Origin of the sequence: Actinomyces capricornis (assembly GCF_019974135.1) — a bacterium.
Lineage (GTDB): Bacteria > Actinomycetota > Actinomycetes > Actinomycetales > Actinomycetaceae > Actinomyces > Actinomyces capricornis.
Genome location: NZ_AP025017.1, coordinates 2437901 through 2463587, shown reverse-complemented (window position 1 = coordinate 2463587; position 25687 = coordinate 2437901). Strand labels below are relative to the sequence as shown.

Below are 25687 nucleotides of genomic sequence, written 5' to 3'. Positions count from 1 at the left end.
CCGTGCCGCGGTCCCCGTGCCATCGCCGGGGGCCGCGGCGCTTCTCGTCTCCCGTGACCTCCCAGCCTCGATCCCAGTGCCTCCTCAGCCGGGCTCCTTCTCCCACATCCCGTTGAGCGCCTCGGAGAAGGTCCAGCGGTTGAGCAGGTGCTCGAAGCGCTCCCCGTCGATGTAGACCACGGGGCTGCCGTCCTCGGTGAGCCCCTCGACCTCCAGGGCGTCCTTGAGCACCTTGGGCTCATCGATCCCCGAGTCAATGCGCTCCCACAGGGCGTCGGCGTCCAGGCCGACGTCCTGGGCCGCCTGGGAGATGGTGCCCGGGGTGACCTGCCCGCACAGCCGGGCCAGGGCGTCGTGGAAGGGCCACAGCCGGGACTTGTCCTGGTGCCTGGCGGCCTCCAGGGCCAGCGCGGCCAGCAGGCTCTCGGGACCGGAGAGCTTGTGGCGCAGGACCAGGCGCACCTGGCCGGCGTCGCGCAGGTGGGCGATCCCGTGGAGTGCCTCCATGAGGCGCCAGCGCCCCTCATCGCTCATGTCCGCGTAGTTGATGAGCGTGTGGGGGGCACGGGGGTCGCCCGTGGTCAGGTCCACGCCCTCGTCGACGCCGCGGCGCAGCCGCTGGCCCGGCGGCGGGGGCAGGGGGCTGAGGTAGTCCGAGATCCGGAAGATGAGCGTGGCCAGGACCAGGGCGCTCACCGAGGCGCACAGCACGCCGATGCGCGCCTGGTCGCTCACCGCCTCGTCCTCCAGGGCGATCCCGGCCACCAGGAGGGAGATGGTGAAACCCATCCCCGACAGGGCGCCGATGCCCATGATGCGGGGCAGGTCCAGACCGGGCAGGCGCGAGGAGGGCACCATGTGCAGGACGACGGCCGCGCCGAGGGTGACCCCCACGAGCTTGCCCACCACCAGGCCGATGATGACCGCCCAGGTCACGCGCGAGGCGAAGGCGGCGTCCAGGGACTGCGAGCCCAGCTGGACCCCAGCATTGGCCAGGGCGAAGAGCGGGACGACCACGTAGTTGACATAGGGCAGCAGCAGGAAGGACAGGCGCTGGTTCATGGGCATGGAGTAGGCCAGCGCCTCGCGCAGCAGCGCAGCGGTGCCCGGGGCCGGGGACTGCCGGTAGAGCCGGGCGAGCTCGCCGGCGCCGTTGACGTCCTGGCTGCGCACGGAGTAGACGGGCAGGAGCAGGGCGATGAGGACGCCCGCCAGGGTGGCGTGCACCCCTGAGCGGTAGAAGGCGTACCAGATGACCCCGGCCAGCAGGAGGTAGAGGGGTGCGCGCCAGGCGCCCCAGCGGGCCAGGGCCCATACGCCCACCAGTCCCAGGACCGCCACCCCCAGGGCGATGAGGTTGAGGGAGGCGGTATAGAACAGGGCGATGACCACCAGGGCGCCGATGTCGTCGATGACGGCGAAGGCCAGCAGGAACAGGCGCAGGCGCGGGGCCCGTTTGGGGCCGATGACGGCCAGCATGCCCAGGGCGAAGGCGGTGTCGGTGGAGATCACCGACCCCCAGGCGCCCAGCCCGGGGGTACCCATGGCGATGATGAGGTAGAGGAAGGCCGGCACCACCAGGCCGCCCACCGCGGCGGCGGCGGGCAGCAGGGCGCGGCCCGGCAGCCGCAGCTCCCCCAGGGTCAGATCCCGGCGCACGTCCAGGCCCACGAGGAAGAAGAAGACGGTCATCAGCCCCTCATTGACCCACTCGTGGGCGGTGAGGTCCACGCCCAGGGGGCCGACGCTCAGGGACAGGCGCGTGGCCCAGAAGGCGTGGTAGCTCTCACCGAGATTGGCCCACACCAGGGCCGCGAGTGTGGCCAGGCACAGCGCGACGGCGGCATAGGTCTCATTGGTGAGGATGTCTCGCCAACGCCGACGACGACGCAGATAGGCGTCAACGGACTCGGCAAGACTTGCTGAGCCGGACCGTGCAGCAGCGTTCACCGGCACTCCTTCCTGGCGGATGGCCTGCGGCGGCCTGAGGCAGCGCGCCCACGGACAGCCGCAGCCCGGGACACGTAGCCACGATGGTAGGCGCTCCAACGCCCCTCATGTGACCGCTCCAGTACCTGAGCAGCCCCGATGCGCGTGCCTCGCAGCACGCGACAGTGGCCGTGCTCACCAGCGGTGGGCCGGCGAGGCGATCCGGCGCGCGGCTCCAGCCCGACGGGCCGCTCAGGGGCGCTCGCCCGCGCCCGGGGCGCCCACGCGGATGGTGGGCAGGCCCAGGCTCACCGGCGCGGTCTCGGGCTCGGGGGTGGAGCATGCCTCGGCCCGGCGGCGCTGCCATGCCTCGCCCGCCCGGGTGCGACGCACCTCGAACAGGGCCGGGCCGTCGTCGAGCCACAGGTGATCTCCGGGCGCTCCGCCGGCGGGGCTGCTCGCACCGGCCGGCCCGCAGTGGGCCGAGTCGGCGATGAGGTTGTGGGGGGCGCCGTGAGTGACGCGCACGCTGACCATGTCGCCCGGCCGCGGGGCGCCCCCCTCATAGTCCTGGGGGTCCATGCCCTCGGGCAGGGCCAGGTGCACCAGGCGGTTGTCCTCGGCGCGCCCCGAGATCCGGCAGGTCGCGGCGTCGCGGCGCCCCTCCCCCTCGGCCACGAGCACCTCGACGACGCGCCCCTCCTGAGCCACGTTCTCCTCGTGGGTGATACGGCGCACGAGCTCGTCCAGGCGGCGGTAACGGTCCTTGACGACCTCCAGCGGGACCTGGTCCTGGCGGTCGGCCGCAGGGGTGCCGGGGCGCGGGGAGTACTCGAAGGTGAAGGCCGAGGCGAAGCGCGCCTGCTCGACCACCCGCAGGGTGTCCTCGAAGTCATCCTCGGTCTCCCCGGGGAAGCCCACGATGATGTCGGTAGTGATGGCGGCCTGGGGGATGCGGGCGCGCACCCGCTCCAAGATCCCCAGGAAGCGCTCGGAGCGGTAGGAGCGGCGCATGGCGCGCAGCACGGCGTCGGAGCCGGACTGCAGGGGCATGTGGAGGCTGGGCATGACCGCGGGAGTGGTGGCCATGGCCTCGATGACGTCGTCGGTGAAAGCCGCCGGGTGGGGGCTGGTGAAGCGCACCCGCTCGATGCCCTCCACGGCGCCGGCGGCCCGCAGGAGCTTGGCGAAGGCGCCGCGATCCCCGAAGCCCACGCCGTAGGAGTTGACGTTCTGCCCCAGGAGGGTGACCTCGATGGCCCCCTGGGCGGCCACGGCCTCGATCTCGGCCAGGACCTCACCGGGGCGCCGGTCGCGCTGGCGGCCCCTCAAGGAGGGGACGATGCAGAAGGTGCAGGTGTTGTTGCAGCCCACGGCCACCGACACCCAGGCGGCGTAGGCGGACTCGCGGCGCGTGGGCAGCGTGGAGGGGAAGACCTTGAGGGACTCCTCCAGCTCGACAGCGGCCTCGGAGTTGTGGCGGGCCCGCTCCAGCAGGGCCGGGAGCACATCGAGGTTGTGGGTGCCGAAGACCACATCCACCCAGGGGGCGCGCTCGACGATCCCCTGCCCCATCTGCTGGGCCAGGCAGCCGGCCACCGCGATCTGCATGCCGGGGCGCTCGCGCTTGACCGCGGCGAGCTGGCCCAAGTTGCCGAACAGGCGGTTGGCAGCGTTCTCGCGCACCGAGCAGGTGTTGAGGATGACGACGTCGGCTCCGCCGTCACCGGCGCGGGTGGCCCGGGCGGCGGCCTCGGGCACCTCCTCGACGCGCCGGTAGCCGGCGGCCTCCAGCAGGCCCGCCATCCGCTCGGAGTCGTGGACGTTCATCTGGCAGCCCAGGGTGCGCACGTGGTAGGTGCGAGCGGGCCCGCCCTGGCCGGCAGCGGCACGCGCGTCGATGAGAGGGGCACTGGCGGCGCCGGGGGCCTGTGAGGCCGGCGAGGCTGTGGAGGGAGTGATCGTCATCGCGCGTGATTCTAGGGCCGTGGGCGGGACACGCCCAGCGAGCCGCCCCACTCGTGACCGGATGCACGAGCCGGTGCGCGGGCGCCAGCCCGCAGGCGATGAGCTCAGGGGCCTGACGAGGCGCACTCGCCGTCGGGACCGCCCCGCCCCGTCCGGCCCCCGGGCCGGCGGATCTGCGTTTATGATGACAGGCGTCTCATGACCCCCGGAGGTTCTCATGGCCCACCGATGTGCCACCCGACATGCCACCGACCTGGCCCCCTTCGTCTCCCGCCACCTGGGCACCGCGGGCCCGGACATGGCGGCGGTCCTCCACCGCCTCGGCATCCAGGACCCCCCTGAGCCCGCCGATGCGGGCGGCGCTGAGGAGGAGGGCCTGGAGCAACTGGCCGCGGCGGTCCTGCCCGCGGGCCTGGCGGCACTGGAGCGCCCCGCGCATACCCACCCGGCCGACGTGGGCAGTGGTGGCCTGAGTGAGGCCGAGGCCGTGGAGGCCCTGCGCGGGCTGGCCGCCCTCAACGACCCCCACACCGAGATGATCGGCCAGGGGTACCACCCCACGCGCACCCCCGCCGTCATCGCCCGCGACATCCTGGGCAACCCTGCCTGGACCACCGCCTACACGCCCTACCAGGCGGAGATCTCCCAGGGCCGCCTGGAGGCCCAGCTGCTCTTCCAGACCACCATCAGCGACCTGACCGCCCTGCCTGTGGCCTGCACCTCCCTGCTCGATGAGGCCACGGCCGTGGCCGAGGCGGCCATGCTCATGGCCCGGGCCTCGCGGCGCACGGAGGGCACCGTGGTGCTGGACGCCGGCCTGCACCCCCAGTGCCTCCAGGTGGCCCAGGCCCGCTGCCGCGCCCTGGGGCTGGACTGTGCAGTGACAGACGTCGAGCAGATCGTCGAGGCCGGCCTGCTGGACCGCCTGGACGCCCCGCCCCTGCTGGGGGCCGTCCTGGCCCACACCACGACACGGGGCTCCATCCAGGACCTGGCCACCGCCGTGGAGGCCGTCCACGACCGCGGCGGACTGGTGGCCATCGACGCCGACCCCCTGGCCCTGACCCTGCTGAGCGCACCCGGGCAGATCGGCGCCGATATCGCCGTCGGCTCGGCCCAGCGCCTGGGGGTGCCCCTGCTCTTCGGCGGCCCCCACCCCGGGTACATGGCCGTCAGCCAGCGCCTCCAGCGCCAGCTGCCCGGGCGCATCGTCGGGGTCTCGCGCGACGCCGAGGGCGCCCCCGCCTACCGCCTGGCCCTGCAGACCCGCGAGCAGCACATCCGCCGGGAGAGGGCCACCTCCAATATCTGCACCGCCCAGGCCCTGCTGGCGGTGGTGGCGGCCATGTACGCCGTCCACCACGGCCCCGAGGGCCTGCGGGCCATCGCCGAGCGGATCCACGCCCGGGCCGCCCAGATCGCCCTGGGCCTGCGCCGCGCCGGTCTGGAGCTGGAGCACGAGGACTTCTTCGACACCCTGAGCATCCGCCTGCCGGGCAGGGCCGCCCAGGTCCTGGAGCGGGCCGCGGCGGGCGGGTACAACCTGCGGCTGCTGGACGCCGACCACCTGGGCCTGTCCACCAACGAGACCACCACCGGGCGGCACGTCGAGGAGCTCATCGCCCTGCTCACCGGCCGGGATCGCGCGGAGGCGGGGCAGGCTCAGGGCCGCGCGGCGGGTGCCGCTTCCGATGAGGATGGGGCGGCCGAGGCCCTGCCCCTGCCCGCGGGCCTGAGGCGCTCGGGGGACTACCTGACCCACCCCTCCTTCCACCTCTACCGCTCCGAGGCGGCCCTGGTGCGCTACCTGCGGCGCCTGGCCGACCGCGACCTGGCCCTGGACCGCACGATGATCCCCCTGGGCTCATGCACCCTCAAGCTCAATGCGGCCGTGGAGTCCGCACTGTGGCTGGAGCCGGCGCTGGCGGGCATCCACCCCTGCGCCCCGGCCGACCAGACCCGGGGGTGGAGGCTCCTGCTGGCCCAGCTCTCCGAGCGCCTGGTGGGCCTGGTGGGCTACGACCGGATCAGCCTCCAGCCGGCCTCCGGGGCGCAGGGCGAGCTCACCGGCCTGCTGGCCATCGCCGGCTACCTGGAGTCCATCGGACAGGGCCAGCGCGACACCTGCCTGGTGCCGGCCTCGGCCCACGGCACCAACGCGGCCTCCGCGGCGGGGGCCGGGATGCGCGTCGTCGTGGTGGCCACGGCCGCCGACGGCTCCATCGACGTCGACGACCTGCGCGCCACGCTGGAGGCCAACGAGGGGCGGGTGGCGGCCATCATGCTCACCTACCCCTCCACGCACGGGGTCTTCGAGCCCCAGGTCTCCCAGGTGGCCCAGATGGTCCACGACGCCGGGGGGCAGGTCTACATCGACGGGGCGAACCTCAACGCCATGTGCGGGCTCCTGCGCCCCGGCGACCTGGGCGGGGACGTCTCCCACCTCAACCTGCACAAGACCTTCGCCATCCCCCACGGAGGCGGCGGTCCCGGGGTGGGTCCGGTGGCGGTCAAGGAGCACCTGGCACCCTTCCTGCCCGCCGGGCCCCGGGGCAGCGCGCCGGCCGAGCCGGGCGACCCCGATGCCGGGTTCCAGGGGGCGCCCGCGGCCGGGGCCCGCTTCGGATCGGCCGGGGTGATGCCGCTGGCCTGGTCCTACCTGGCCCTCATGGACGACGCCGACCTGCGCCGGGCCTCCCTGAGCGCGATCGCGCACGCCAACTACATCTCCCGCGAGCTGGAGGACTGCTTCCCCACCCTGTACACCGGTCCCGGGGGCTGGGTGGCCCACGAGTGCATCCTGGACCTGCGCGAGCTGACCGCCGCCACGGGGGTGAGCGCCGAGGATGTGGCCAAGCGGCTCATCGACTACGGCTTCCACGCCCCCACCCTGGCCTTCCCGGTGGCGGGCACGCTCATGGTCGAGCCCACCGAGTCCGAGCCCAAGGCGGAGATCGACCGCTTCATCGCCGCCATGAGGGCCATCCGGGCCGAGATCGACCAGGTGGGCTCGGGCCGGGTGGCCCTGGAGGACTCGGTGCTGCGCCGCAGCCCCCACACCCTGGCCCAGGTGGCCGCCGATGAGTGGGAGCGCCCCTACCCCCGCAGCCAGGCGGCCTTCCCCCTGGCGGGCATGGAGCGCGACAAGTACTTCGCCCCGGTGGCCCGCATCGACAACGCCTATGGGGACCGCAACCTGGCCTGCACCTGCCCGCCGCCCGAGGCCTTCGATGACGGGGCCCGCACCGACGACGGCGCCCACACCTGAGGAGAGATGAGATGAGCGATTCAGTCCCGATGGCCCCCGAGCCCCGCCGCACGCCCCTGCATGCCATCCACTGCGAGCTGGAGGCGGTCTTCACCGACTTCGGCGGCTGGGAGATGCCCCTGCGCTACGGCTCCGACCTAACCGAGCACCGGGCGGTGCGCACCAGTGCGGGCCTGTTCGACCTGTCCCACATGGGCGAGGTCAAGGTCGAGGGCCCCGGTGCCGGCCAGGCCCTGGACCACGCCCTGGTGGGCCGGATCTCCGCGGTGGCGGTGGGGCGGGCCCGCTACTCGATGATGGTCACTGAAGAGGGCGGTATCATCGATGACCTCATCGTCTACCACGTGGGCGATGAGGAGTTCCTCGTGGTGCCCAATGCCTCCAACCGGGAGCAGGTGGCAGCCGAGCTGGTGGCGCGCTGCGCCGGCTTCGAGGCCACGGTCTGCGACATCTCCCTGAGCACGGCGCTCCTGGCGGTTCAGGGCCCGCGCGCCGAGGAGATCCTGCGGGGCGTGGTGGAGTCGGGGGCCGGGATCCCGGCCGCCCTGAGGCCCGAGCCCGGACAGTCCCAGGATGAGGACTGCGGGGCCGATGTGCTGTGCGGGCCGGGGATCCTGGCTCGTCTGCGCTACTACGCGGCCGTACGTGCGACGGCCGCCGGGCACTCCGTCCTGCTGGCCCGCACCGGGTACACCGGGGAGGACGGCTTCGAGCTGTTCTGCGGGGCGGAGGACGCCGAGGACCTGTGGCGCGTCATCACCGCCAGCGCCCAGGGGCTGGCGCTGGGGCCTGTCGAGGATGGGCAGGAGGTGCCGCTGCCGGTGCTCACGCCCTGCGGGCTGGCCTCGCGCGACTCCCTGCGCCTGGAGGCGGGCATGCCCCTGTACGGCCATGAGCTGACCCGCACGATCACGCCCTACGACGCCTGCCTGGGCGCCGTGGTGGCCCTGGACCGGCCCGACTTCGTGGGCCGCGCGGCCCTGGAGGAGCGCAAGGAGCGGGAGGGGCAGGAGGGCACCGAGGTGCTCGTGGCCCTGGCCGGTCAGGGCCGGCGCGCCGCCCGGGCGGGCTGCCCGGTTCTGGATGAGGCCGGCAGGCAGTTGGGCACGGTCACCTCGGGCCTGCTCTCCCCCACCCTGGGCCATCCCATCGCCCTGGCCCGCCTGGCGCCGCACTCCCCGCAGGAGCCCGCCTGGCCGGTGGGCACGGAGCTGAGCGTGGATGTGCGCGGGCGCCTCATGCCCATGAGCGTCGTCGCCGCGCCCTTCTACAAGCGCCCGCGCTGACCCGCGCCCGCCGCGGGCGGGCCCCGGCTGTGGCCCGACCCTGCCGCGCAGCACTCCTCACGCCCCTGACACTCCGACCGACTGCACCCCGTCACCTCGACTCAACCCACTGGAAGGACATCCGCCATGGCACGTCAGACCGTTCGACCCGAACTGCGCTACTCCGAGGAGCACGAGTGGGTCGACTCCTCCTCCCCGGCCCGCGTGGGGATCAGCGCCGTGGCCGCCGATGCCCTGGGCGAGGTGGTCTTCGCCGAGCTGCCCGAGGTGGGCGGCCAGGTCAGCGCCGGGCAGGTCTGCGGCGAGCTGGAGTCCACCAAGGCGGTCTCCGACCTCTACTCCCCGGTGAGCGGGACCGTCGTGGCGGTCAATGGGGCCCTGGAGGAGGACCCCTCCGTCATCAACACCGACCCCTACGGGGCCGGCTGGCTGTTCACCGTCGAGGTCAGCGGCGAGGGCGAGCTGCTCAGCGCCGAGGACTACGCCGAGCGCTTCGACGCCGAGGTGCTGTCCGACTGAGGCGGCGCGCCCGCGCAGATCGCCGGGGCTGCCTGCGATTCGCCGGGGTTGTCAGTGGTTCGGAGCCCTGGGAGACCGTCATTGTGCAGACATCTCCCGCAATCCGCGGACACCCCCGTGCCCTGCGCAGGCCCCCCGGCCGTTCAGGCGCCCTTGCGGCGCTCGGCGATCCTGGCATCGTTCTGCGCGGCCTGGGCGAAGGCCGCCCCCGGCCGGGCCACCGACCCGAAGGACGCCAGGTCGCGGCGGAAGACGACGGCGGCCAACCAGTCCATCATGATCCGCACCTTGCGGTTGACCGTGGGCATGGCATAGACGTGATAGCCGCGGTGAGCAGTCCAGGCGGTGAATCCGCGCAGGTTGCGGCCCATGATCCGGGCCACGCCCTTGCCGATGCCCAGGGAGGCCACCGTCCCCAGGTTCTCGTGGGCGTAGGCGGTCAGCTCGGGCTCCTCGCCCTGGGGGGCCGCCAGGGTGGCCGCGAGATTGTCGGCCAGGAGCCTGGCCTGGCGCACCGCATGCTGGGCGGTGGGGGCGCAGGTGGCGCCCTCCTGATCGCTGGTGATGTCCGGGACGGCCGCGCAGTCGCCGGCCGCCCAGGCACCGGGAACGACGACGCCGTCGCGCGCGATCTGGAGGGTGGGCAGGGTGGTCACGCGACCACGGGCCTCGATGGGCAGGTCGGAGTCGGCCAGGACCGGGGCGGCCTTGACCCCGGCGGTCCACACGATGGTGTCGGCCTCGAACTCGCTGCCGTCGGACAGCACCACGTGGCCGTTCTCGCAGGAGTTGAGGAAGGTGTTGAGGCGCACGTCGATGTCGCGCTCGCGCAGCTGCTCCAGGCCGTAGCCGGAGAGCTCCTCGGTCAGCTCGGGCAGGATGCGGCGCGAGCCCTCCACCAGGATGAAGCGGACATCCTCCTGCTCCACCGAGTCGATGGAGCGCACGAAGGCCCGGGCCATGTCCTCCAGCTCGGCGATGGCCTCCACGCCCGCGAAGCCCCCGCCGACGAAGACGAAGGTGAGCAGGCGCCGACGACGCTCCTCATCCCAGGTCGAGGCGGCGTCCTCGATGCGCGAGAGCACGCGGTTGCGCAGGGCCAGGGCCTCCTCGACCTGCTTGAAGCCCAGGGCCTGCTCGGCCAGCCCCGGGATGGGCAGGGTGCGGGCCTCGGCGCCCAGGGCCACCACCAGGTGGTCGTAGCCGATGCTGTAGGGCTCGGGGGCCTCATGGGTGGACTCGGGCACGGGCGGGGTGATGGTGATGGTCCGGCTGGCGTGGTCGATGGCCGTGACCGATCCGGTGAGGATCGTGCACCCGTCCAGGGAGCGGCGGTGGGCGGCGATGATGTGGCGGGGCTGGATGGAGCCGGCGGCGACCTCGGGCAGGAAGGGCTGGTAGGTCATGTAGGGGCGCGGGTCGATGACGGCGATCTCGAGATGCTCGGTGCCCAGGCGCGCCCGCAGGGCGCGGGCGGTGCAGAAGCCCACGTAGCCGCCACCGGCGATGACGACGCGCGGGGGGCGGTGGCCGCCGTCGCCGGTGGGCAGGTCCTGAACACGGGGGCGGGCGGGGCGGTTGGCCAGGGCGAGGGCGGCGCCGGCGGCCAGCAGTCCGGCGGCCGACAGCGCGAGGGCGGTACGACGACTCATGCGCACAATCTAAGGGCAGCCTTAGTGATTGCCACAGCCGGGCCCTAGGTCCCCAGTCATGGTTCGCGTCACACTGCGGTCGCAGCGCCGCCCGGCAGTGCCCAAGTGCGCCCAGCAGCCGCCGTCTCCCCGGCCGGGCGCACCGCCCCGGGGCTCAGCGCCCGCCCACCGACTCCGCCCAGCTCTCCACCGCCAGGGCTGCGGCGCCCCGGGCCCACTCATCGAACTCGAAGGGGCGCAGCCTCACCGGGGCCGGGTGGGCCTGCCAGTGCCTCAGCCGCGAGATCTCCTCATCGAAGGCCGCGCGGTGGGCCTCGATCACGCCGACGGCCTCCCCCGAGACCACGGTCAGCTCGGGCTCGATGAAGGCGATGAGGGTGCCCACCAGGACTCCTGCGGCGCGAGCGGCCCGCTCCAGGACGCCGCGCACCTGCGGGTCCTGCCCCAGCTCGGGGCCCAGGGCCTGCTCCAGGCCCACCTCCCGGCCCAGAACCGAGGCCAGGGCCGCCGCGATCCCGGGGGTGGAGGCCAGCGCCCGGGCGCATCCGGCATGCCCCAACTCGCAGCGCGGCCCCTCGGCGGCCACCGGCAGGTGCCCGACCGAGCCCGCCGCCCCCCGGGCCCCGGAGACCACCTGGCCGCCCACGACGATGCCGCAGCCGATGCCCGCCCCCAGGGTGAGCAGGGCGAAGGGGTCCTTGCCCCGCCCCGCCCCGAACCAGGCCTCGGCGTGGGCGAAGGCGCGCACATCATTGGCCACGGTGCAGGGGATGCCCGTGGCGGCCTCGACCCTGGCGGCCAGGGGGACCTCCCGCCACCCCAGGAAGGCGGCGCGCGCGACGATGCGGTGGGCCACCACCGAGCCGCCCAGGGAGATGCCGATGGCCTCGGGGGGCCGGGGGCGCGAGGAGGCCAGACGGACCAGGGCCGAGGCGATGAGCCCCACGACACTGGTGGCGTCGGCGGCCCCCAGGGGCAGGCTGTCCTGGGCCAGGACCGCCCCCAGGGGATCGGTCAGGACCGCGTAGAGCCGGTCGGCGGTGAGCTTGACACCCAGGAAGGTGGCGCATGCGGGGGCCAGGGCCAGCAGTCTGGTGGGCCGCCCGGGCCCGTTGCGCCCCTGGGCGGGATGCTCCTCGACCAGACCCGCCTCAAGCAGGGGGCGCACCGTGCGGGTCGTCGTCGGCGGCGACAGGCCCAGGCGCTCGCCCAGGTCGGTCCGGCTCATCGGACCGTGGGCCACCAGGGCCAGCAGGGCCTGGGCGCCCAGGCCTCGGGCGCGCCCGGGCTCGCCCCAGGACCCCCGCGCCCCGGCCGGAGCCGGTGCCGCCTCCTGCCAGTCCTCCGACGAGTCTGCGGGCACCGCCCCTCCCTCCTTGCGCACTGGCGATCCCACTCCCCCGCGCCGGCGACCGCCGCCCATGGGGAGCGCGGCGCGGCCGCGTAGCCGCGCCCTGCGATCCCCCGAATAATACGGGCCTTGCGCAGCAGAGGCCCATCAGTTATTTTCACTTGACAAGAAATGACGGTCCGCCCCGGCCGTCCCCTGGAAGGACAACGATGACCATCCATCTGCGCCATGCAGGCACCTCCCTGGTGCTCGACCTGCTGCCCGACCGCCTCCCCGTGGTGCGCCACTGGGGCCCGGACCTGGGACCCGTTCGCGAGGAGGACCTCGCCGACCTCCAGCGGGCCAGCGCCACCTCGGCCGGCCGCAACGCCCACTGGCTGACCAACGACCTGCCGGTCCTCCCCCTGGCCCACCTGGGGTGGAGCGCCCGGCCGGCGGTCCTGCTCTCGCGCGCCGACTCCTCGGCCTTCTCCCCCCACCTCGACGTCGTCGAGCACGAGAGCACCACCGAGGACGGCCCGGCGGGCACCACTGCCGTCCTGCGCTCCAGCGGGCGGGACACCGGCAACCTCCTGACCCTGGGCACCGAGCTGCGGCTAGAGCCCAGCGGCCTGGTGCGCCTGCGCGCCTGGGTGCGCGACGACCGCCCCCAGGATGGCCCGGACGGAGCGGGCACCGGCGCGGACGCGGATCTTCTCATCGGCGAGATCACACCGGTCATGCCCCTGCCCCAGGAGGCCCAGGAGGTGGTGGACATGAGCGGCCACCACTGCCTGGAGCGCACCCTCCAGCGCACGGAGCTGACCCTGGGCACCAGGCTGCGCGAGTCCTGGGAGGGCCGGCCCGGGCACGACGCGGCCACCTGGATGGCCGCGGGCACCACCGGATTCGGGTGGCGCAGCGGGCGCGTCCACGGCGTCCACCTGGCCTGGTCGGGCAATGGCCGGTACCTGGCCCTCCACACCGCCGCGGGACGCAAGCTCCTGGGCGCCGGCGAGCTGCTCCTGCCCGGAGAGGTCCGCCTGGGCCCCGGCCAGACCTACACCACGCCGTGGACGGTCTTCTCCTGGGGCGAGGGGCTCGACGCCCTGGCCCACCGCAGCCACGCCTGGCTGCGGTCCCTGCCCTCCTACCCCTCCCGCCCGCGCCCGGTGCTGCTCAACACCTGGGAGGCGGTCTACTTCGACCACGACCTGGACAAGCTCAAGGCCCTGGCCGAGGCCGCCGCCCAGGTGGGCATCGAGCGCTATGTGCTCGACGACGGCTGGTTCGGCTCCCGGCGCGATGACACCTCCGGCCTGGGCGACTGGCAGGTCTCCCCCGAGGCCTGGCCCCAGGGCCTGGAGCCCCTGGTGGAGCACGTGCACTCCCTGGGCATGGAGTTCGGCCTGTGGTTCGAGCCGGAGATGATCAACCTCGACTCCGACCTGGCGCGCACCCACCCCGACTGGGTGCTGTCCGACGCCTCGGGCGGCGCCCCCGAGCACCGCAACCAGCGGGTTCTGGACCTGTGCGCCCCCGGCGCCTGGGACTACCTCTATGAGTCGATCTCCTCCCTGGTCGAGCGGCTGGGCATCGACTACATCAAGTGGGACCACAACTCCCCCCTGCTGGCCACCGGCCACGCCACCGCCGAGCCGACCTGCGGGCGTCAGGGTGCGGGCGCCGTCCACGACCAGACCCTGGCGCTCTACCGGCTCCTGGATGCCCTGCATGAGCGCTTCCCGGAGCTGGAGATCGAGTCCTGCGCCGGCGGCGGGGGGCGCATCGACCTGGGCATCCTGGAGCACACCCAGCGCGTATGGGCCTCGGACTGCATCGACGCCCACGACCGCCAGGACATCCAGCGCGGCACCTGCCTGCTGCTGCCCCCCGAGCTGGTCGGCACCCATGTGGGGGCCGGGCGCGCCCACACCACGCTGCGCGAGCTGGACCTGGACTTCCGCGCCGGCACGGCGATCTGGGGGCACATGGGCGTGGAGTGGGACCTGACCCAGGCCGACGCCGCCTCCCGCGAACGCCTGGCCGCCATCATCGCCCTGCACAAGGAGCTGCGCCCGCTGCTCCACGCAGGGCTGGGCGTCCACGCGGACCTGGCCGAGGATGAGGTGCTGCGGATCGAGGGGGTCGTGGCCCCCGACGGCTCCCAGGCCCTGTTCCAGATCGCCTGCCTGGGCCAACTGCCCGCATGGCCCTCCACCCCACGGCCTCTGCCGGGGCTGGATCCGAGCCGCCGCTACCGGGTGCGCCTGGCGGCCCCCGCCTACCCCGAGCTGACGCTGCGGGCACCGTGGATGGAGGGCGAGGGGGTGGTCCTGCCGGGCTCCTACCTGTCGAGCACCGGGCTGGCCCTGCCCGTCCTGCACCCCGATCACCTCATTCTGCTGCACCTGAGCGCCGTGAACTGAGCCGTGCCGTCCTGCCCACCCGCGTCCGAGATGCCCGCCTCCTCATCCCGCCTCCGCCTGATCACTGTCGATTTGGAGATCCGATGTCAACGTCCTCATCCTTGACGGCGCCCAGCGCCGGTCGGCGGCCCCGCACCGATACGGCGCTGGGCCTGGCCTTCATCCTGCCCGCGGCGATCGGCCTGGTCGCCTTCTACATCTGGCCGCTGCTGCGCGGCCTGTACCTGTCCGTCACCGAGTACAACCTGCTGACCCCCGAGGTCTTCACCGGGACCGCCAACTATGAGCGCATGCTCCGGGACGCGATCTTCTGGAACGCGGTGAAGGTGACCGTGCAGTACGTGGTCATCAACATCGGGGTCCAGACGATCCTGGCCCTGGCCATCGCGGTGCTCATGCAGCGCCTGACCCAGTCCACGCTGGTGCGCTCGATCGTGCTGACCCCCTACCTGGTCTCCAATGTGGTGGTGGCGATGCTGTGGCTGTGGATCCTGGACAACACCCTGGGCATCACCAACGAGCTCATCGAGGCCCTCACCGGTGAGAGCGTCAACTTCTTCTCCTCCTCCCTGGCCATCCCCACCATCGCCCTGATCAACGTGTGGCGGCACGTGGGCTACACGGCCCTGCTGATCTTCGCCGGGCTCCAGGCGATCCCGGGCACCGTCTACGAGGCGGGCAAGGTCGATGGGGCCAGCGAGTGGACGATGTTCTGGCGCATCACGGTGCCGCTACTGCGCCCGATCCTGGCCCTGGTGCTCATCATGACGATGATCGGCTCCTTCCAGGTCTTCGACACGGTCTCGGTGACCACCCAGGGCGGGCCGGTCAACGCCACCCGGGTCCTGCAGTTCTACATCTACGACATGGCCTTCGGGCGCTTCCAGTTCGGCTACGCCTCGGCCATGGCGGTGGGCCTGCTGGTGGTCCTGGCCCTCATCACCGCGCTGCAGTACCGCCTGACCCGCGCCGGTCAGACGGACCTGGACTGAAAGGAGACCGCCATGACCTCCACGGCGAGCACCGCCCCCACCACTCCCGCCCCCTCCTCCGCCGCGCCCGAGGGCCGCAGGCTCAACGCGGGCCGCATCGCCGCCTGGGCGGCGATGGTCCTCATCATCGTGGTCACCGTCCTGCCCTTCTACTGGGTGCTGCGCACGGCGCTGTCGTCCAATGCGGGCCTGGCCTCCGACCCCACCTCCCTGCTGCCGGTCGATGCGAACCTGCGCGGCTTCCAGCGGGTCTTCGGCATGCAGAGCCCCGAGGAGGCGATCGCCGACGGCGGCTCGGGGGCCTCCTTGAACTTCTGGATCTACCTGCGCAACTCCGTCGTGGTCTCCACGCTGGTGACGGTCGGCCAGGTCTTCTTCTCGGCGATGGCCGCCTACTCCTTCGCGCGCCTGCGCTGGCCGGGGCGCGATGCCGTCTTCGGCGTCTTCCTGGCGGCCCTCATGGTGCCCTCGATCTTCACCCTGCTGCCCAACTTCGTGCTGGTCAAGGAGCTGGGCCTGGTGGACTCCATGCTGGGGGTGGCCCTGCCCACCATGTTCATGACGCCCTTCGCGGTCTTCTTCCTGCGCCAGTTCTTCATGAACATCCCCCGCGAGCTGGAGGAGGCGGCGCTGCTCGACGGCGCCTCGAAGGTCCGGGTCTTCTTCCAGCTCATCCTGCCCATGGCCAAGGCCCCGATCACCACCCTGGCGATCCTGACCTACATCACCGCCTGGAACGACTACTTCTGGCCCCTGCTGGTCTCCTACACCGACTCCTCGCGGGTGCTGACGGTGGCCCTGGCGGTCTTCAAGTCCCAGGCGCCCCAGACCGGCCCCGACTGGTCGGGCCTCATGGCCGCCACACTGGTGGCCGCGCTGCCCATGCTGCTGCTTTTCATGGCCGCTGCCAGGCGCATCGTCAACTCCATCGGCTTCACCGGGATCAAGTGAGGAGCAGCCCCATGACCCCCGCACTGTTCAACCGCTCCCGCCCCGCCCCTGCGCCGTCGGGCTCCGCCGGCCTGCGCGGCCCGCTGATGACCCGGCGGGGCGCCCTGGGCGCCCTGGCGGCCTCGGCGACGGCGCTGACCCTGGGCGCCTGCGCACCGCGCTCCTCCGAGGGCCGGGCCGACACCATCGACTACTGGCTGTGGGATGCCAGCCAGCTCCCCGCCTACCAGGCCTGCGCGGACGCCTTCCTGGAGGAGAGCGGCATCACCGTGCGCATCACCCAGATCGGCTGGGACGACTACTGGACCAAGCTGACCGCCGGCTTCGTGGCCGGGACCGGGCCGGATGTCTTCACCAACCACATCGCCAAGTTCGCCCAGTTCGTGGACCTGGAGGTCCTGGTGCCCCTCGATGAGCAGGCCGCCTGGTCCGGTGTGGATGCCTCCGCCTTCCAGCCGGGCCTGATCGACCTGTGGAAGGGCGAGGACGGGCACCAGTACGGCTGCCCCAAGGACTGGGACACCGAGGCGGTGTTCTACAACAAGGACATGGTGGCCCAGGCGGGGCTGAGCGAGCAGGACCTGGCCACCTGGGAGTGGAACCCCCAGGACGGCGGCACCTTCGAGCGGATCCTGGCGCGCCTGAGCGTGGACCGCAACGGCGTGCGCGGCGATGAGCCGGGCTTCGATGCCAAGCACGTGGCCACCTACGGGCTGGGCATCCAGAGCGCGGGCGCCGGGGACGGCCAGACCCAGTGGAGCCCCTTCACTGGCTCGATGGGCGAGTGGCACTACACGGATCAGGAGACCTGGGGCACCCGCTACCGCTACGACGACCCCGACTTCCAGCGCACCCTGGACTGGTACTTCGGCCTGGTGGACAAGGGCTTCCTGTGCCCCAATGGCGCCTTCTCCGACGCCACGAGCACCGACGTCCAGCTCGGCTCGGGGGCCGTGGCCATGGCCATCAACGGCTCGTGGATGTTCAACACCTTCGCGGGCCTGGAGATCAATGTTGGTGTTGCGGCCAACCCCAAGGGGCCCAACGGCACGAGCCAGTCCTTGTTCAATGGGCTGGGCGACTCCATCGTCAAGCAGTCCACGAAGATCGAGGCGGCCTCGAAGTGGGTGGCCTTCCTGGGCACGGCCAAGGCCCAGGACATCGTGGCCTCCCACGGGATCGTCTTCCCGGCGATCTCCTCCTCCTCGGCCAAGGCCATCGAGGTCTTCGCCGAGACGGGACTGCCCACCGAGCCCTTCACCCAGCATGTGGAGGACGGGACGACCTTCTTCTTCCCCCTGACCTACTTCGGCGCGGATGTCACGGCGATCATGACGCCCGCCGTCGAGGCGCTGTGGGCGGACCGGGTGCCGGCCTCAACACTCACGCAGTACAACGAGCAGGTCAATCTGCTCTTCGAGACCTCCACCCACGATTAGGCCCGCATCTTCGCGATGACCCCCTTCCGGGACGCGGATCCGCCACTCGTAGCAGGACGGATCCGCCTCCCGGAGGGGAGATCCTCGGGCGAGGCGCTCGCCTGGGAGACGGTCACCGGTGACGGACTGGCGGATCAGGCGCATGCACCGCGGTGAGATCCGGTTTCACCGGCTTGACCTCCGGCTCTGCGGCAGGCCTCAGCGCAGGCCCAGGATCTCGCCGGTCTCGATATCGACGTCGATGCGCTCGGCCGCGGGACGACTGGGCAGGCCGGGCATGGTCGACAGGCTCCCGCAGATGGCGTAGACGTAGCCGGCCCCGGCGGCCAGGCGCACCTCGCGCACGGGCAGGCGCCAGCCGGTGGGCGCACCCTTGAGGCCGGGCTCGGCCGACAGGGACAGGGGCGTCTTGGCCACGAGCACCGGCAGGTCCCCGTAGCCCGCGGCCTCGTAGTCCTCCAGGAGGCGGGTGGCGGCCGGGGTGTAGTCCACGCCGTCGGCCCCGTACATGGCGGCGATGGACCCGATCTTGGTACGCAGATCGTCCTGCGGCCGGTACAGGGGCTGGAGCGCCGCAGGGGCGCCGGAGGCCTCCTGGCAGGCCTCGACGACGGCGCGGGCCAGATCCTGGCAGCCGGCCCCGCCCTGGGCCACCGGGTGGCAGGCGGCCGCACGCGCCCCGGCCTGGCGGGCGATGGCCTCGATCTCGGCGATCTCGCTGGGGTGGTCGGTGGGGAAGACATTGATGGCCACCACGGGGCTCAGGCCCAGGCCGCGCACGATCTGGAGGTGCTTGAGCAGGTTGTCCGCCCCCTCGCGCACCTCCTGGGGGCTCTCGGCGAGCATCCCCTCGGGCAGGTCCTTGCCCGAGACCAGGCGGTAGCGGCCGCTGTGGGCCTTGAGGGCCCGGACGCTGACCACCAGGACGGCGGCGCGGGGGTGCATCTGCGAGACGGCGCACTTGAGGTCGACGAAGCGCTCCAGGCCCATGTCGGCCCCGAAGCCCGCCTCGGTGAGCACGTAGCCGCCCTGGCGCATCCCGCGGGCGGCCAGGCGGTCGGCGATGACCGAGGAGCAGCCGGTGGCGATATTGCCGAAGGGCCCGGTGTGGAGCAGGACGGGGACGCCCTCCCCGGTGCGCACGAGGTTGGGCTCCAGGGCCTGGCGCAGCAGCGCGCACATGGCGCCGGCCGCTCCCAGGTCCTCGGCGGTGACCCAGCCTCCCTGGCGGGTGCGGCCCACCACGATGCGCCCCAGGCGCTGGCGCAGGTCGGCCAGGTCCGTGGCCAGGGAGAGGATGACCATCACCTCGCTGGCGGGGGTGATGTCGAAGGAGGCCTGGCGGGTGACGCCGTCGGCCTTGGCGCCCAGGCCGGTGACGATGTGCCGCAGGGCGCGGTCGTTGACGTCCAGGACGCGCGGCCAGGTGACGGAGCGCTCCTCGATGTCCAGGGCGTTGCCGTGGTGGAGGTGGTTGTCGATGATGGCCGACAGGAGGTTGTGGGCGGCAGTGACGGCGTGGAAGTCCCCAGTCAGGTGGAGCCCCACCCGGTCCACGGGCAGGAGCTGGGCCCGACCGGCCCCACCGGCCCCGCCCTTGATGCCGAAGGTGGGGCCCATGGCGCCCTGGCGCAGGGTGAGCACGGCCTGCTCGCCGATGCTGACCAGGCCCTGGGCCAGCCCGATGGCCGTGGTGGTCTTGCCCTCGCCGAAGGGGGTGGGGGTGATGGCGGTGATCACGACGTAGTTCGCCCCCGCCTGGTCCTCACCGGCGCCCGGCAGGGCTCCCAGGTCGATCTTGGCGACCTCGCGCCCGTAGGGGACGACATGCTCGGCGGCGATGCCGGCCCGGGAGGCGAGGTCCTGGAGGAGGTCGCCGCGGTTGAGTGCCTGGCTGCGGTCGGGGGCGGAGTCGCTCATGTCCTCAAGCCTAGGGGCGCATGACGGTCTCGGTGCGGTTCTTGGCGATGCAGCATGCCTGGCGCGAGTCGGCGGTCACCGCACGGCTTGTCGCTGCGTGCCGGTGCGGGCCACAGGCGGTCGCCTCCCGGTGAGGATCGCCACCCTCCTCGAGGCCGGCCCGGCTCAGGCCGCTGGGGCCGCTTGTCCCCTCAGGCGGCTCAGTCCTGCCCGGCCAGGGCCTGCTCGACGGCGCACACGGAGGCCTCCTGCCCGTAGCCCTTGCGGCCCAGCATGGCCAGGAGGCGCCGACGCCGGACCTGAAGAGGCAGGCCGCCCATGGAGGCGAGCCTCTTGCGGGCCAGGGCCAGGGCGGCTGCAGACTCATCCTGGGTCCCGATCTGCCCCAGAGCCGAGGCGATGGCCCCCTCCCCCAGGCCCTTGCGGCGCAGCTCCTCGGCGATGGCGCGCCGCGCGGCGCCCTTCTCGGCGAAGCGGGTGCGGGCCAGCCGGGCGGCGTAGGCGGCGTCGTCGATGAGGCCGGCGGCCTCCAGGCGGTCGAGGACCTCCGCGGCGATGGCGGGGTCCACCTCCTTGCGCTCCAGGAGCTGGGCCAGGGCGGCTCGGGGGGCCGCGGAGCGGTCGAGGCGGCGCAGGACGATCTCCCGCGCCTCCTCGACCGCCCGGGCATGGGCGTCAGGGACGAGCCAGGGCATCAGAACCCACCGGCGTCCTCACCGAAGATCGAGTCGGCCTCCGCGGCGGCATCCTTGGCCGCCTTGCCCGCGGAGTCCTTCGAGGCCTTGGAGGTCTTGCGCCCCCGGGCACGGGCCGTCTTGACGGCGCCCGCAGCCGCGGCGTCGGTACTCGGGGTGGCCGCTGCGGCCACGGCGGCCTCCGCAGCGGCCGCCTCGGCCTCCTCCTTGGCCCTGCGGCCGGGCTCGCCGATGCCCAGGGCGGCCAGGATCTTCTCCTCGATCTCGCCGGCCAGCTGCGGGTTGTCCTTGAGGAAGGCGCGGGCGTTCTCCTTGCCCTGGCCCAGCTGGTCCTCCCCGTAGGTGAACCAGGCACCGGACTTGCGCACCACGCCGTTGTCCACCCCCAGGTCCAGCAGGCTGCCCTCGCGGGAGATGCCCTGGCCGTAGAGGATGTCGAACTCGGCCTGCTTGAAGGGCGGGGCCATCTTGTTCTTGACGATCTTGACCCGGGTGCGGTTGCCCACGGGCTGGTCGCCGTCCTTGAGGGTGGCGGTGCGCCGCACATCCAGGCGGACCGAGGAGTAGAACTTCAGGGCCTTGCCGCCCGTGGTCGTCTCCGGGTTGCCGAAGAAGACGCCGATCTTCTCGCGCAGCTGGTTGATGAAGATCGCCGTGGTGCCGGTGGAGGACAGCGCTCCGGTGATCTTGCGCAGCGCCTGGCTCATCAGCCGCGCCTGGAGGCCCACGTGGGAGTCCCCCATCTCCCCCTCGATCTCGGCCTTGGGCACCAGGGCCGCCACGGAGTCGATGACGATGATGTCCAGGCCGCCGGAGCGGATGAGCATATCGGTGATCTCCAGGGCCTGCTCCCCGGTGTCGGGCTGGGAGACCAGGAGGTTGTCGATATCCACCCCCAGGGCCTTGGCGTAGACCGGGTCCAGGGCGTGCTCGGCGTCGATGAAGGCGGCGTTGCCCCCGGCCCGCTGGGCGCTGGCCACGGCATGGAGCGCCACGGTGGTCTTGCCGGAGGACTCCGGCCCGTAGACCTCGATGATGCGCCCGCGCGGCAGCCCGCCGATGCCCAGGGCCACGTCCAGGGCGACCGAGCCGGTGGGGATGACGGCGACCGGCGGGCGGGTGTCGTCCCCCAGCCGCATGACAGAGCCCTTGCCGAAGCTCTTGTCGATCTGTGCGAGGGCGGTGGCCAGGGCCTGGGACCGGTCCTGGGTCTGGGATGCTGCGGGCATTGCTCTACCTTCGGTTCGGGCGGCTCTCAGCCGCGGTGGGCATGGCTGGTCGTGGAGCAGACCCCCTCTCCGGGGCTCTGGGACGACGGTAGGCCCGACCACTGACACATTCGCGTGCACCTGGACCACCCTGTGGAGGAGGGGTGCAGCGCCGTCGTCCGGGAGGAACAGTACCCGAACACCTGTTCGATCACAGCATCATCGCCGCCCGGCGCGTCAGATGAGCCCGGTCACGCCCCGCGGAGGAGCAGAAGGTGACGCCACCGGCCCATCGGCCCGCCCCAGCCGCGCTAGCCCCTGGCACGGCGCTCGCCGTCGCGGCGGATGACCCAGCGCTCGGCCTCGGAGCGCTCGGTCTCCTCGCACAGGGCGCTCCACACCCGCCGGGGCTCGACACCCGCCTCCAGGGCCTGGGCCCCAGTGGATCCCAGCACCCCCAGGACGAGGTCCTGCACCAGGGACCTGCCGTAGGCCGGGCCGAAGACCTCGTCCACGGCCTGCCAGAACTCCGAGTGCTTCACCGCGCCCGCCTCCCCCTCACGCCGTGAGTGCCCTTGATGCCGTCCGTCATGCCGTCCGCGCCGCCGGCACCGCCCGTGCCGGGGCGCAGCGGGCACGCCACCCCAACGTACCTGCAATGACAGCATCCCCGGCGCGTCGGGGACGGCCGGGGATGCATGATGACGTGGCGGCGGTCCGCCAGGCCTCAGCGCAGGGCGATGCCCTGCTGACGGATGAGCTCGTCGGGGACCGTGTCCGGGATAGCCACGCCCTCGTTGAGGGCGATCCGGTCCGAGACCTCGCGCAGGACCATCGACAGCGGCGCATCGAGGGCCTGGCAGATGGAGGCGAGCAGCTCGGAGGAGGCCTCCTTCTGCCCGCGCTCGACCTCGGAGAGGTACCCGAGGGAGACGCGCGCCTGGGAGGAGACCTCTCGGAGCGTGCGCCCCTGGTGCTGGCGGACGCTGCGCAGGACTTCGCCGATCTCTCGACGCAGGAGAACATTCTCGTGCTTGGTGGTGTCCACGGTGGCACCATACCCTGCGGCAGGTGCCTGACGCACTGGCATCCTGTTAATCGGACGGGTGGTGCGGGGGTGAGTCGCGTTGTTCATCGTCTGGCACAACCATTCACGTCGTGGATTCATTCCCGCCATTGGAGATCGCCCCCAACGGCGCTGAAGCGATCCTCAACGACAATCCTGAAAGGAACCTTGAAGCCTCCTAGGTTCGCGCCCAGTCCTGGTTGAGCCTCCGACCCAGCCCGCCTCCTCGCCCGCCTGCAGCCGTCTCATGCCGATCCCACACCGGCCGACCGGGCACCGGCGGCTCAGTCCGATGTGTCAAGAATCTCAGCCAACAGGCTCAGTGCGGCCGCCGCGGCGGCCGTGCGGACCTCGTCGCGCCCGCCGGGCAGGACGAGCTCGCGGTGCTCCCGCGCCCAGGGGGCGCAGGCGGCGATATGGACGGTGCCCGCCCGGTGCCCGTCGGCGGGGCCGGGGCCCGCGACGCCGGTGGTGGACACGGCCGCCTCAGCACCCATGAGGCGGGCGGCCCCGGCAGCCATCTGCTCGGCCACGAGCGCATCGACGGGTCCGGTGCGCTCCAGGTGAGCGGCGTCAACGCCGAGAACCTCGGCTTTGATGCGGGTGGCGTAGGCGACGACGGCGCCCACGAGGACGGCCGAGGAGCCGGGCACCTCCACCAGGCTGGAGGCCACCATCCCGCCGGTGAGGGACTCGGCCACGGCCAGGGTCGTGCCCCGGCGGCGGGCCAGGCCCAGGACGCGCTCGGCCGGTGCGCGCAGTGGCGAGGGGATGGCCTGCGGTCGGTTCACGGCGATCCTCGGTGGCGGGGCAGGGCCGTTCGGGCCGCTCAGCCGCCGTTGCCGCGCGCTAAGCGCAGCGCCTGGCGGACATAGTCCAGACCCGTGACCACGGTGACCACCAGGGCGGCGGCGATGATGAGGTAGGCGCCCCACACGAGCAGCTGCGCCAGGCCTGCGGGCAGGATGAGGCCCCAGGGGGTGAGCAGGCCCACCAGGCCCGCCATCTGCAGGACGGTCTTGAGCTTGCCCCCGCGCGAGGCCGCCATGACGGCGCGGCGCAGCATGAAGAAGCGCAGCACCGTGATCCCCAGCTCGCGGACGATGATGAGGATCGTCACCCACCACCACAGGAGCCCATTGACACTGAGCAGGAGGAAGGCGGAGAGGGTCAGGGCCTTATCGGCGATCGGGTCGGTGATCTTGCCGAAGTCGGTCACCAGGTTGCGTGAGCGCGCCAGCTGCCCGTCGAGCCGGTCGGTCAGAGCGGCGCCGGCGAAGACCACGACGGCCGCCAGGCGCATGAGGGCGCCCGGCTGGAGCATGAGCCACACGAAGACGGGCACGAGGACGAGTCGCAGCACGGTCAGCGCGTTGGCGATGTTCAGCACTGGCGCATGCTGCGTCTCCTTGGGCCCGCCAGGGACGGTGGTGGCATTCATCAGTCACGATGGTAGTCGTTCCCGTCCCACTTGGGGCGTAGGAGCCGGACGAGCCGGGACGCCGCTGGGACGCCGCTGGCGGGGGCCTGCCTTCACCGGTCACTCAGGTCACAGCCCTAGTCTGAGTGTGTGTCCTCCTCCACATCTTCTGGCCAGTCCAGTTCCGACGATCCTCGCAAGGCCGATGACACAGCCGACGGCGCAGCGCTCACCGCTGCGCCGGTGCTCGCGGGCCAGTCGAGTCGGGGCCGGCGCCTGTCCTCGGCGACCGAGGTACCGCACCGCAGGCGCTGGCGCCGGGCGGCGGTGGCCATCGCGGTCATGGCGGTGATCGCGCTGGCGGCCTGGGTCGTCACCGATCACCTGCACGAGATCCGCCCCGGCGGGCCGGGAGTCGCCCGGGACTCGGCCCGGGCCCAGGGAGCCACGACGCCGGCGCTGCCGGAGGTGTCCTTCTCGATCGGCTATGCCGGGGATGTGCTCATGCATATGCCGGTGCTGGAGTCCACGCCCCAGGGCTCGGGGGATATCTCCTCCCTCGTGGCCGCCCAGACCCCCTGGGTCGAGGGCGTGGATCTGGCGCTGTGCGGGCTGGAGGTCCCCGTGGCGCCCGACGGCGTGTACTCGGGCTACCCCTCCTTCGGGATGCCCGAGCAGGTGGTCGCCTCCTTGGCCGGCGGTGGCTGGGACGGCTGCGCGACGGCGTCGAACCACAGCGTGGATCGGGGCCAGGAGGGTGTGGAGGCGACGCTGGATGCCCTGGAGGCCAACGGCATGGGGCATGCGGGCACCTTCCGCTCCGCTGAGGACGCCGAGACCCTCTTCCAGCTCTACGACATCGAGCGCGAGGGCAGGACGATCACGATCGCGCAGATCGCCACCACCCATGATCTCAACGGCTATGAGGATCCCACGGGCTCCTCGGTGGGGATCAACGACGCCGAGGTGGTCAAGCAGGCGGCGATCAAGGCGCGAGCGGCGGGGGCGGACCTGGTCATCGCCCACGCCCAGGTGGGGCCGGAGTACGACTCGACCCCGCATCCCGACCAGGTCCACTACGCCCAGGCGCTGGCCAACACTGCGCAGATCGATGTGGTCTTCGGCGCCCACCCGCATGTCCCCCAGCCTGCGGCCAAGCTGGAGGGCGGTGTGGAGGGCCGGGGCATGTGGGTGTCCTACTCCGCGGGCAACTACATCTCCAACCAGGATGAGGAGGCCGCGGGGCTGCTCAGCGATGTCGGGCTCTTCGTGTGGATCGATGTCACGGCTCATGCCGATGGGTCGGTGACGGTCGATGGCCTGAACTGGCGGCCCTTCACCATGGATACCGCGGCCGGCCATATGGTGCGCGACCTGGCCTCCCTCCATGAGGGCGAGCGGCCCGAGGGGCTGCAGATCAGCGAGGAGGAGATCGAGCGCCGATGGACGGCCCTCATGGGGTTCATGGACCCGGCCACGATGGCCCATGCCCCGGCGATCCCGTCGGGCCCGGTGCCCGTGGCCCTCACCGAGGAGCAGATCCGCTCCAGGGTCGCTGAGGCATCCGCGTCCCCCACGCCGTCCTCCGGCTGAGGCCCGGGGCGCCCGCCGGGAG

19 protein-coding genes are annotated in these 25687 nt (G+C 72.4%); 8 read left to right on the top strand and 11 right to left on the bottom strand.

The annotated features are described in order from the left end of the window. Positions 1-84 precede the first annotated feature (84 nt). Together nhaA and miaB are read right to left on the bottom strand one after the other, a co-directional pair. The gene (gene nhaA, locus MANAM107_RS10100; RefSeq protein WP_223907993.1) at positions 85-1950 is read right to left on the bottom strand and encodes a Na+/H+ antiporter NhaA; all 1866 of its coding nucleotides are present in this window, start codon (positions 1948-1950) and stop codon (positions 85-87) included. 231 nt (positions 1951-2181) lie between these two features. After that, complete coding sequence (miaB, locus tag MANAM107_RS10095) at positions 2182-3897, bottom strand: tRNA (N6-isopentenyl adenosine(37)-C2)-methylthiotransferase MiaB (protein WP_223907991.1); 1716 nt, start codon at positions 3895-3897, stop codon at positions 2182-2184. Between the two features lie 217 nt (positions 3898-4114). On the opposite strand from miaB, the gene gcvP reads away from it, so the two are divergent. The 3 genes from gcvP to gcvH all read left to right on the top strand — a co-directional run bounded on the left by gcvP (position 4115) and on the right by gcvH (position 8970). Then, a complete protein-coding gene (gene gcvP, locus MANAM107_RS10090; protein WP_223907988.1) occupies positions 4115-7165 on the top strand; it encodes an aminomethyl-transferring glycine dehydrogenase in 3051 nt (1016 codons plus the stop codon). Between the two features lie 11 nt (positions 7166-7176). Then, on the top strand, positions 7177-8451 hold the full coding sequence (locus MANAM107_RS10085; RefSeq protein ID WP_223907985.1) for a glycine cleavage system aminomethyltransferase GcvT: 1275 nt from the start codon (positions 7177-7179) through the stop codon (positions 8449-8451). 126 nt (positions 8452-8577) lie between these two features. Beyond that, the gene (gene gcvH, locus MANAM107_RS10080; protein ID WP_223907981.1) at positions 8578-8970 is read left to right on the top strand and encodes a glycine cleavage system protein GcvH; all 393 of its coding nucleotides are present in this window, start codon (positions 8578-8580) and stop codon (positions 8968-8970) included. A gap of 143 nt (positions 8971-9113) precedes the next feature. On the opposite strand, the gene MANAM107_RS10075 is transcribed toward gcvH, so the two are convergent. Together MANAM107_RS10075 and MANAM107_RS10070 are read right to left on the bottom strand one after the other, a co-directional pair. Beyond that, a complete protein-coding gene (locus tag MANAM107_RS10075) occupies positions 9114-10622 on the bottom strand; it encodes an NAD(P)/FAD-dependent oxidoreductase (protein WP_223907978.1) in 1509 nt (502 codons plus the stop codon). 154 nt (positions 10623-10776) lie between these two features. Then, positions 10777-11985, bottom strand: a complete 1209-nt coding sequence (locus MANAM107_RS10070) for an ROK family transcriptional regulator (protein ID WP_223907974.1) — start codon at positions 11983-11985, stop codon at positions 10777-10779. A 197-nt stretch (positions 11986-12182) separates the two neighbouring features. On the opposite strand from MANAM107_RS10070, the gene MANAM107_RS10065 reads away from it, so the two are divergent. The 4 genes from MANAM107_RS10065 to MANAM107_RS10050 all read left to right on the top strand — a co-directional run bounded on the left by MANAM107_RS10065 (position 12183) and on the right by MANAM107_RS10050 (position 17763). Further along, positions 12183-14381 (top strand): alpha-galactosidase, encoded by a 2199-nt coding sequence (locus tag MANAM107_RS10065; RefSeq protein WP_223907972.1) that lies wholly within the window; start codon positions 12183-12185, stop codon positions 14379-14381. Between the two features lie 83 nt (positions 14382-14464). Next, positions 14465-15373, top strand: a complete 909-nt coding sequence (locus MANAM107_RS10060; RefSeq protein WP_223907969.1) for a carbohydrate ABC transporter permease — start codon at positions 14465-14467, stop codon at positions 15371-15373. Positions 15374-15385: 12 nt separating this feature from the next. Then, positions 15386-16324, top strand: coding sequence for a carbohydrate ABC transporter permease (locus MANAM107_RS10055; RefSeq protein WP_223907966.1), 939 nt, complete (start codon positions 15386-15388; stop codon positions 16322-16324). Positions 16325-16410: 86 nt separating this feature from the next. Then, positions 16411-17763: an ABC transporter substrate-binding protein gene (locus MANAM107_RS10050; RefSeq protein ID WP_373314097.1), complete on the top strand. Its 1353-nt coding sequence runs from the start codon at positions 16411-16413 to the stop codon at positions 17761-17763. Between the two features lie 198 nt (positions 17764-17961). Here the strand turns inward: MANAM107_RS10050 and MANAM107_RS10045 are convergent, their stop codons facing one another. The 7 genes from MANAM107_RS10045 to pgsA form a co-directional block, all read right to left on the bottom strand. Continuing rightward, a complete protein-coding gene (locus MANAM107_RS10045) occupies positions 17962-19683 on the bottom strand; it encodes a formate--tetrahydrofolate ligase (protein ID WP_223907962.1) in 1722 nt (573 codons plus the stop codon). 200 nt (positions 19684-19883) lie between these two features. Beyond that, on the bottom strand, positions 19884-20378 hold the full coding sequence (locus MANAM107_RS10040) for a regulatory protein RecX (protein WP_223907960.1): 495 nt from the start codon (positions 20376-20378) through the stop codon (positions 19884-19886). After that, positions 20378-21607 (bottom strand): recombinase RecA, encoded by a 1230-nt coding sequence (gene recA, locus MANAM107_RS10035; RefSeq protein ID WP_223907958.1) that lies wholly within the window; start codon positions 21605-21607, stop codon positions 20378-20380. Before recA ends, MANAM107_RS10040 begins: the two co-directional genes overlap by 1 nt. A 290-nt stretch (positions 21608-21897) precedes the next feature. Next, a complete protein-coding gene (locus tag MANAM107_RS10030) occupies positions 21898-22128 on the bottom strand; it encodes a DUF3046 domain-containing protein (protein WP_223907956.1) in 231 nt (76 codons plus the stop codon). A gap of 185 nt (positions 22129-22313) precedes the next feature. Next, complete coding sequence (locus tag MANAM107_RS10025; protein WP_179899411.1) at positions 22314-22721, bottom strand: helix-turn-helix domain-containing protein; 408 nt, start codon at positions 22719-22721, stop codon at positions 22314-22316. A gap of 215 nt (positions 22722-22936) precedes the next feature. Next, a complete protein-coding gene (locus MANAM107_RS10020) occupies positions 22937-23443 on the bottom strand; it encodes a CinA family protein (RefSeq protein WP_373314046.1) in 507 nt (168 codons plus the stop codon). 38 nt (positions 23444-23481) lie between these two features. Then, positions 23482-24093, bottom strand: a complete 612-nt coding sequence (gene pgsA, locus MANAM107_RS10015; RefSeq protein ID WP_223907950.1) for a CDP-diacylglycerol--glycerol-3-phosphate 3-phosphatidyltransferase — start codon at positions 24091-24093, stop codon at positions 23482-23484. Between the two features lie 129 nt (positions 24094-24222). Between pgsA and MANAM107_RS10010 the strand changes: the two genes are divergently transcribed. Continuing rightward, the gene (locus MANAM107_RS10010; RefSeq protein WP_223907947.1) at positions 24223-25665 is read left to right on the top strand and encodes a CapA family protein; all 1443 of its coding nucleotides are present in this window, start codon (positions 24223-24225) and stop codon (positions 25663-25665) included. The last annotated feature ends 22 nt before the right edge of the window (positions 25666-25687 follow it).

Excerpts from the sequence above, each read along its gene's own strand:
- miaB (WP_223907991.1), bottom strand. The coding sequence starts at position 3,897 with ATGACGATCACTCCCTCCACAGCCTCGCCGGCCTCACAGGCCCCCGGC.
- gcvP (WP_223907988.1), top strand. The coding sequence starts at position 4,115 with ATGGCCCACCGATGTGCCACCCGACATGCCACCGACCTGGCCCCCTTC.
- MANAM107_RS10085 (WP_223907985.1), top strand. The coding sequence starts at position 7,177 with ATGAGCGATTCAGTCCCGATGGCCCCCGAGCCCCGCCGCACGCCCCTG.
- gcvH (WP_223907981.1), top strand. The coding sequence starts at position 8,578 with ATGGCACGTCAGACCGTTCGACCCGAACTGCGCTACTCCGAGGAGCAC.
- MANAM107_RS10075 (WP_223907978.1), bottom strand. The coding sequence starts at position 10,622 with ATGAGTCGTCGTACCGCCCTCGCGCTGTCGGCCGCCGGACTGCTGGCC.
- MANAM107_RS10065 (WP_223907972.1), top strand. The coding sequence starts at position 12,183 with ATGACCATCCATCTGCGCCATGCAGGCACCTCCCTGGTGCTCGACCTG.
- MANAM107_RS10060 (WP_223907969.1), top strand. The coding sequence starts at position 14,465 with ATGTCAACGTCCTCATCCTTGACGGCGCCCAGCGCCGGTCGGCGGCCC.
- MANAM107_RS10055 (WP_223907966.1), top strand. The coding sequence starts at position 15,386 with ATGACCTCCACGGCGAGCACCGCCCCCACCACTCCCGCCCCCTCCTCC.
- MANAM107_RS10050 (WP_373314097.1), top strand. The coding sequence starts at position 16,411 with ATGACCCGGCGGGGCGCCCTGGGCGCCCTGGCGGCCTCGGCGACGGCG.
- MANAM107_RS10045 (WP_223907962.1), bottom strand. The coding sequence starts at position 19,683 with ATGAGCGACTCCGCCCCCGACCGCAGCCAGGCACTCAACCGCGGCGAC.
- MANAM107_RS10040 (WP_223907960.1), bottom strand. The coding sequence starts at position 20,378 with ATGCCCTGGCTCGTCCCTGACGCCCATGCCCGGGCGGTCGAGGAGGCG.
- recA (WP_223907958.1), bottom strand. The coding sequence starts at position 21,607 with ATGCCCGCAGCATCCCAGACCCAGGACCGGTCCCAGGCCCTGGCCACC.
- MANAM107_RS10025 (WP_179899411.1), bottom strand. The coding sequence starts at position 22,721 with ATGAACAACGCGACTCACCCCCGCACCACCCGTCCGATTAACAGGATG.
- pgsA (WP_223907950.1), bottom strand. The coding sequence starts at position 24,093 with ATGAATGCCACCACCGTCCCTGGCGGGCCCAAGGAGACGCAGCATGCG.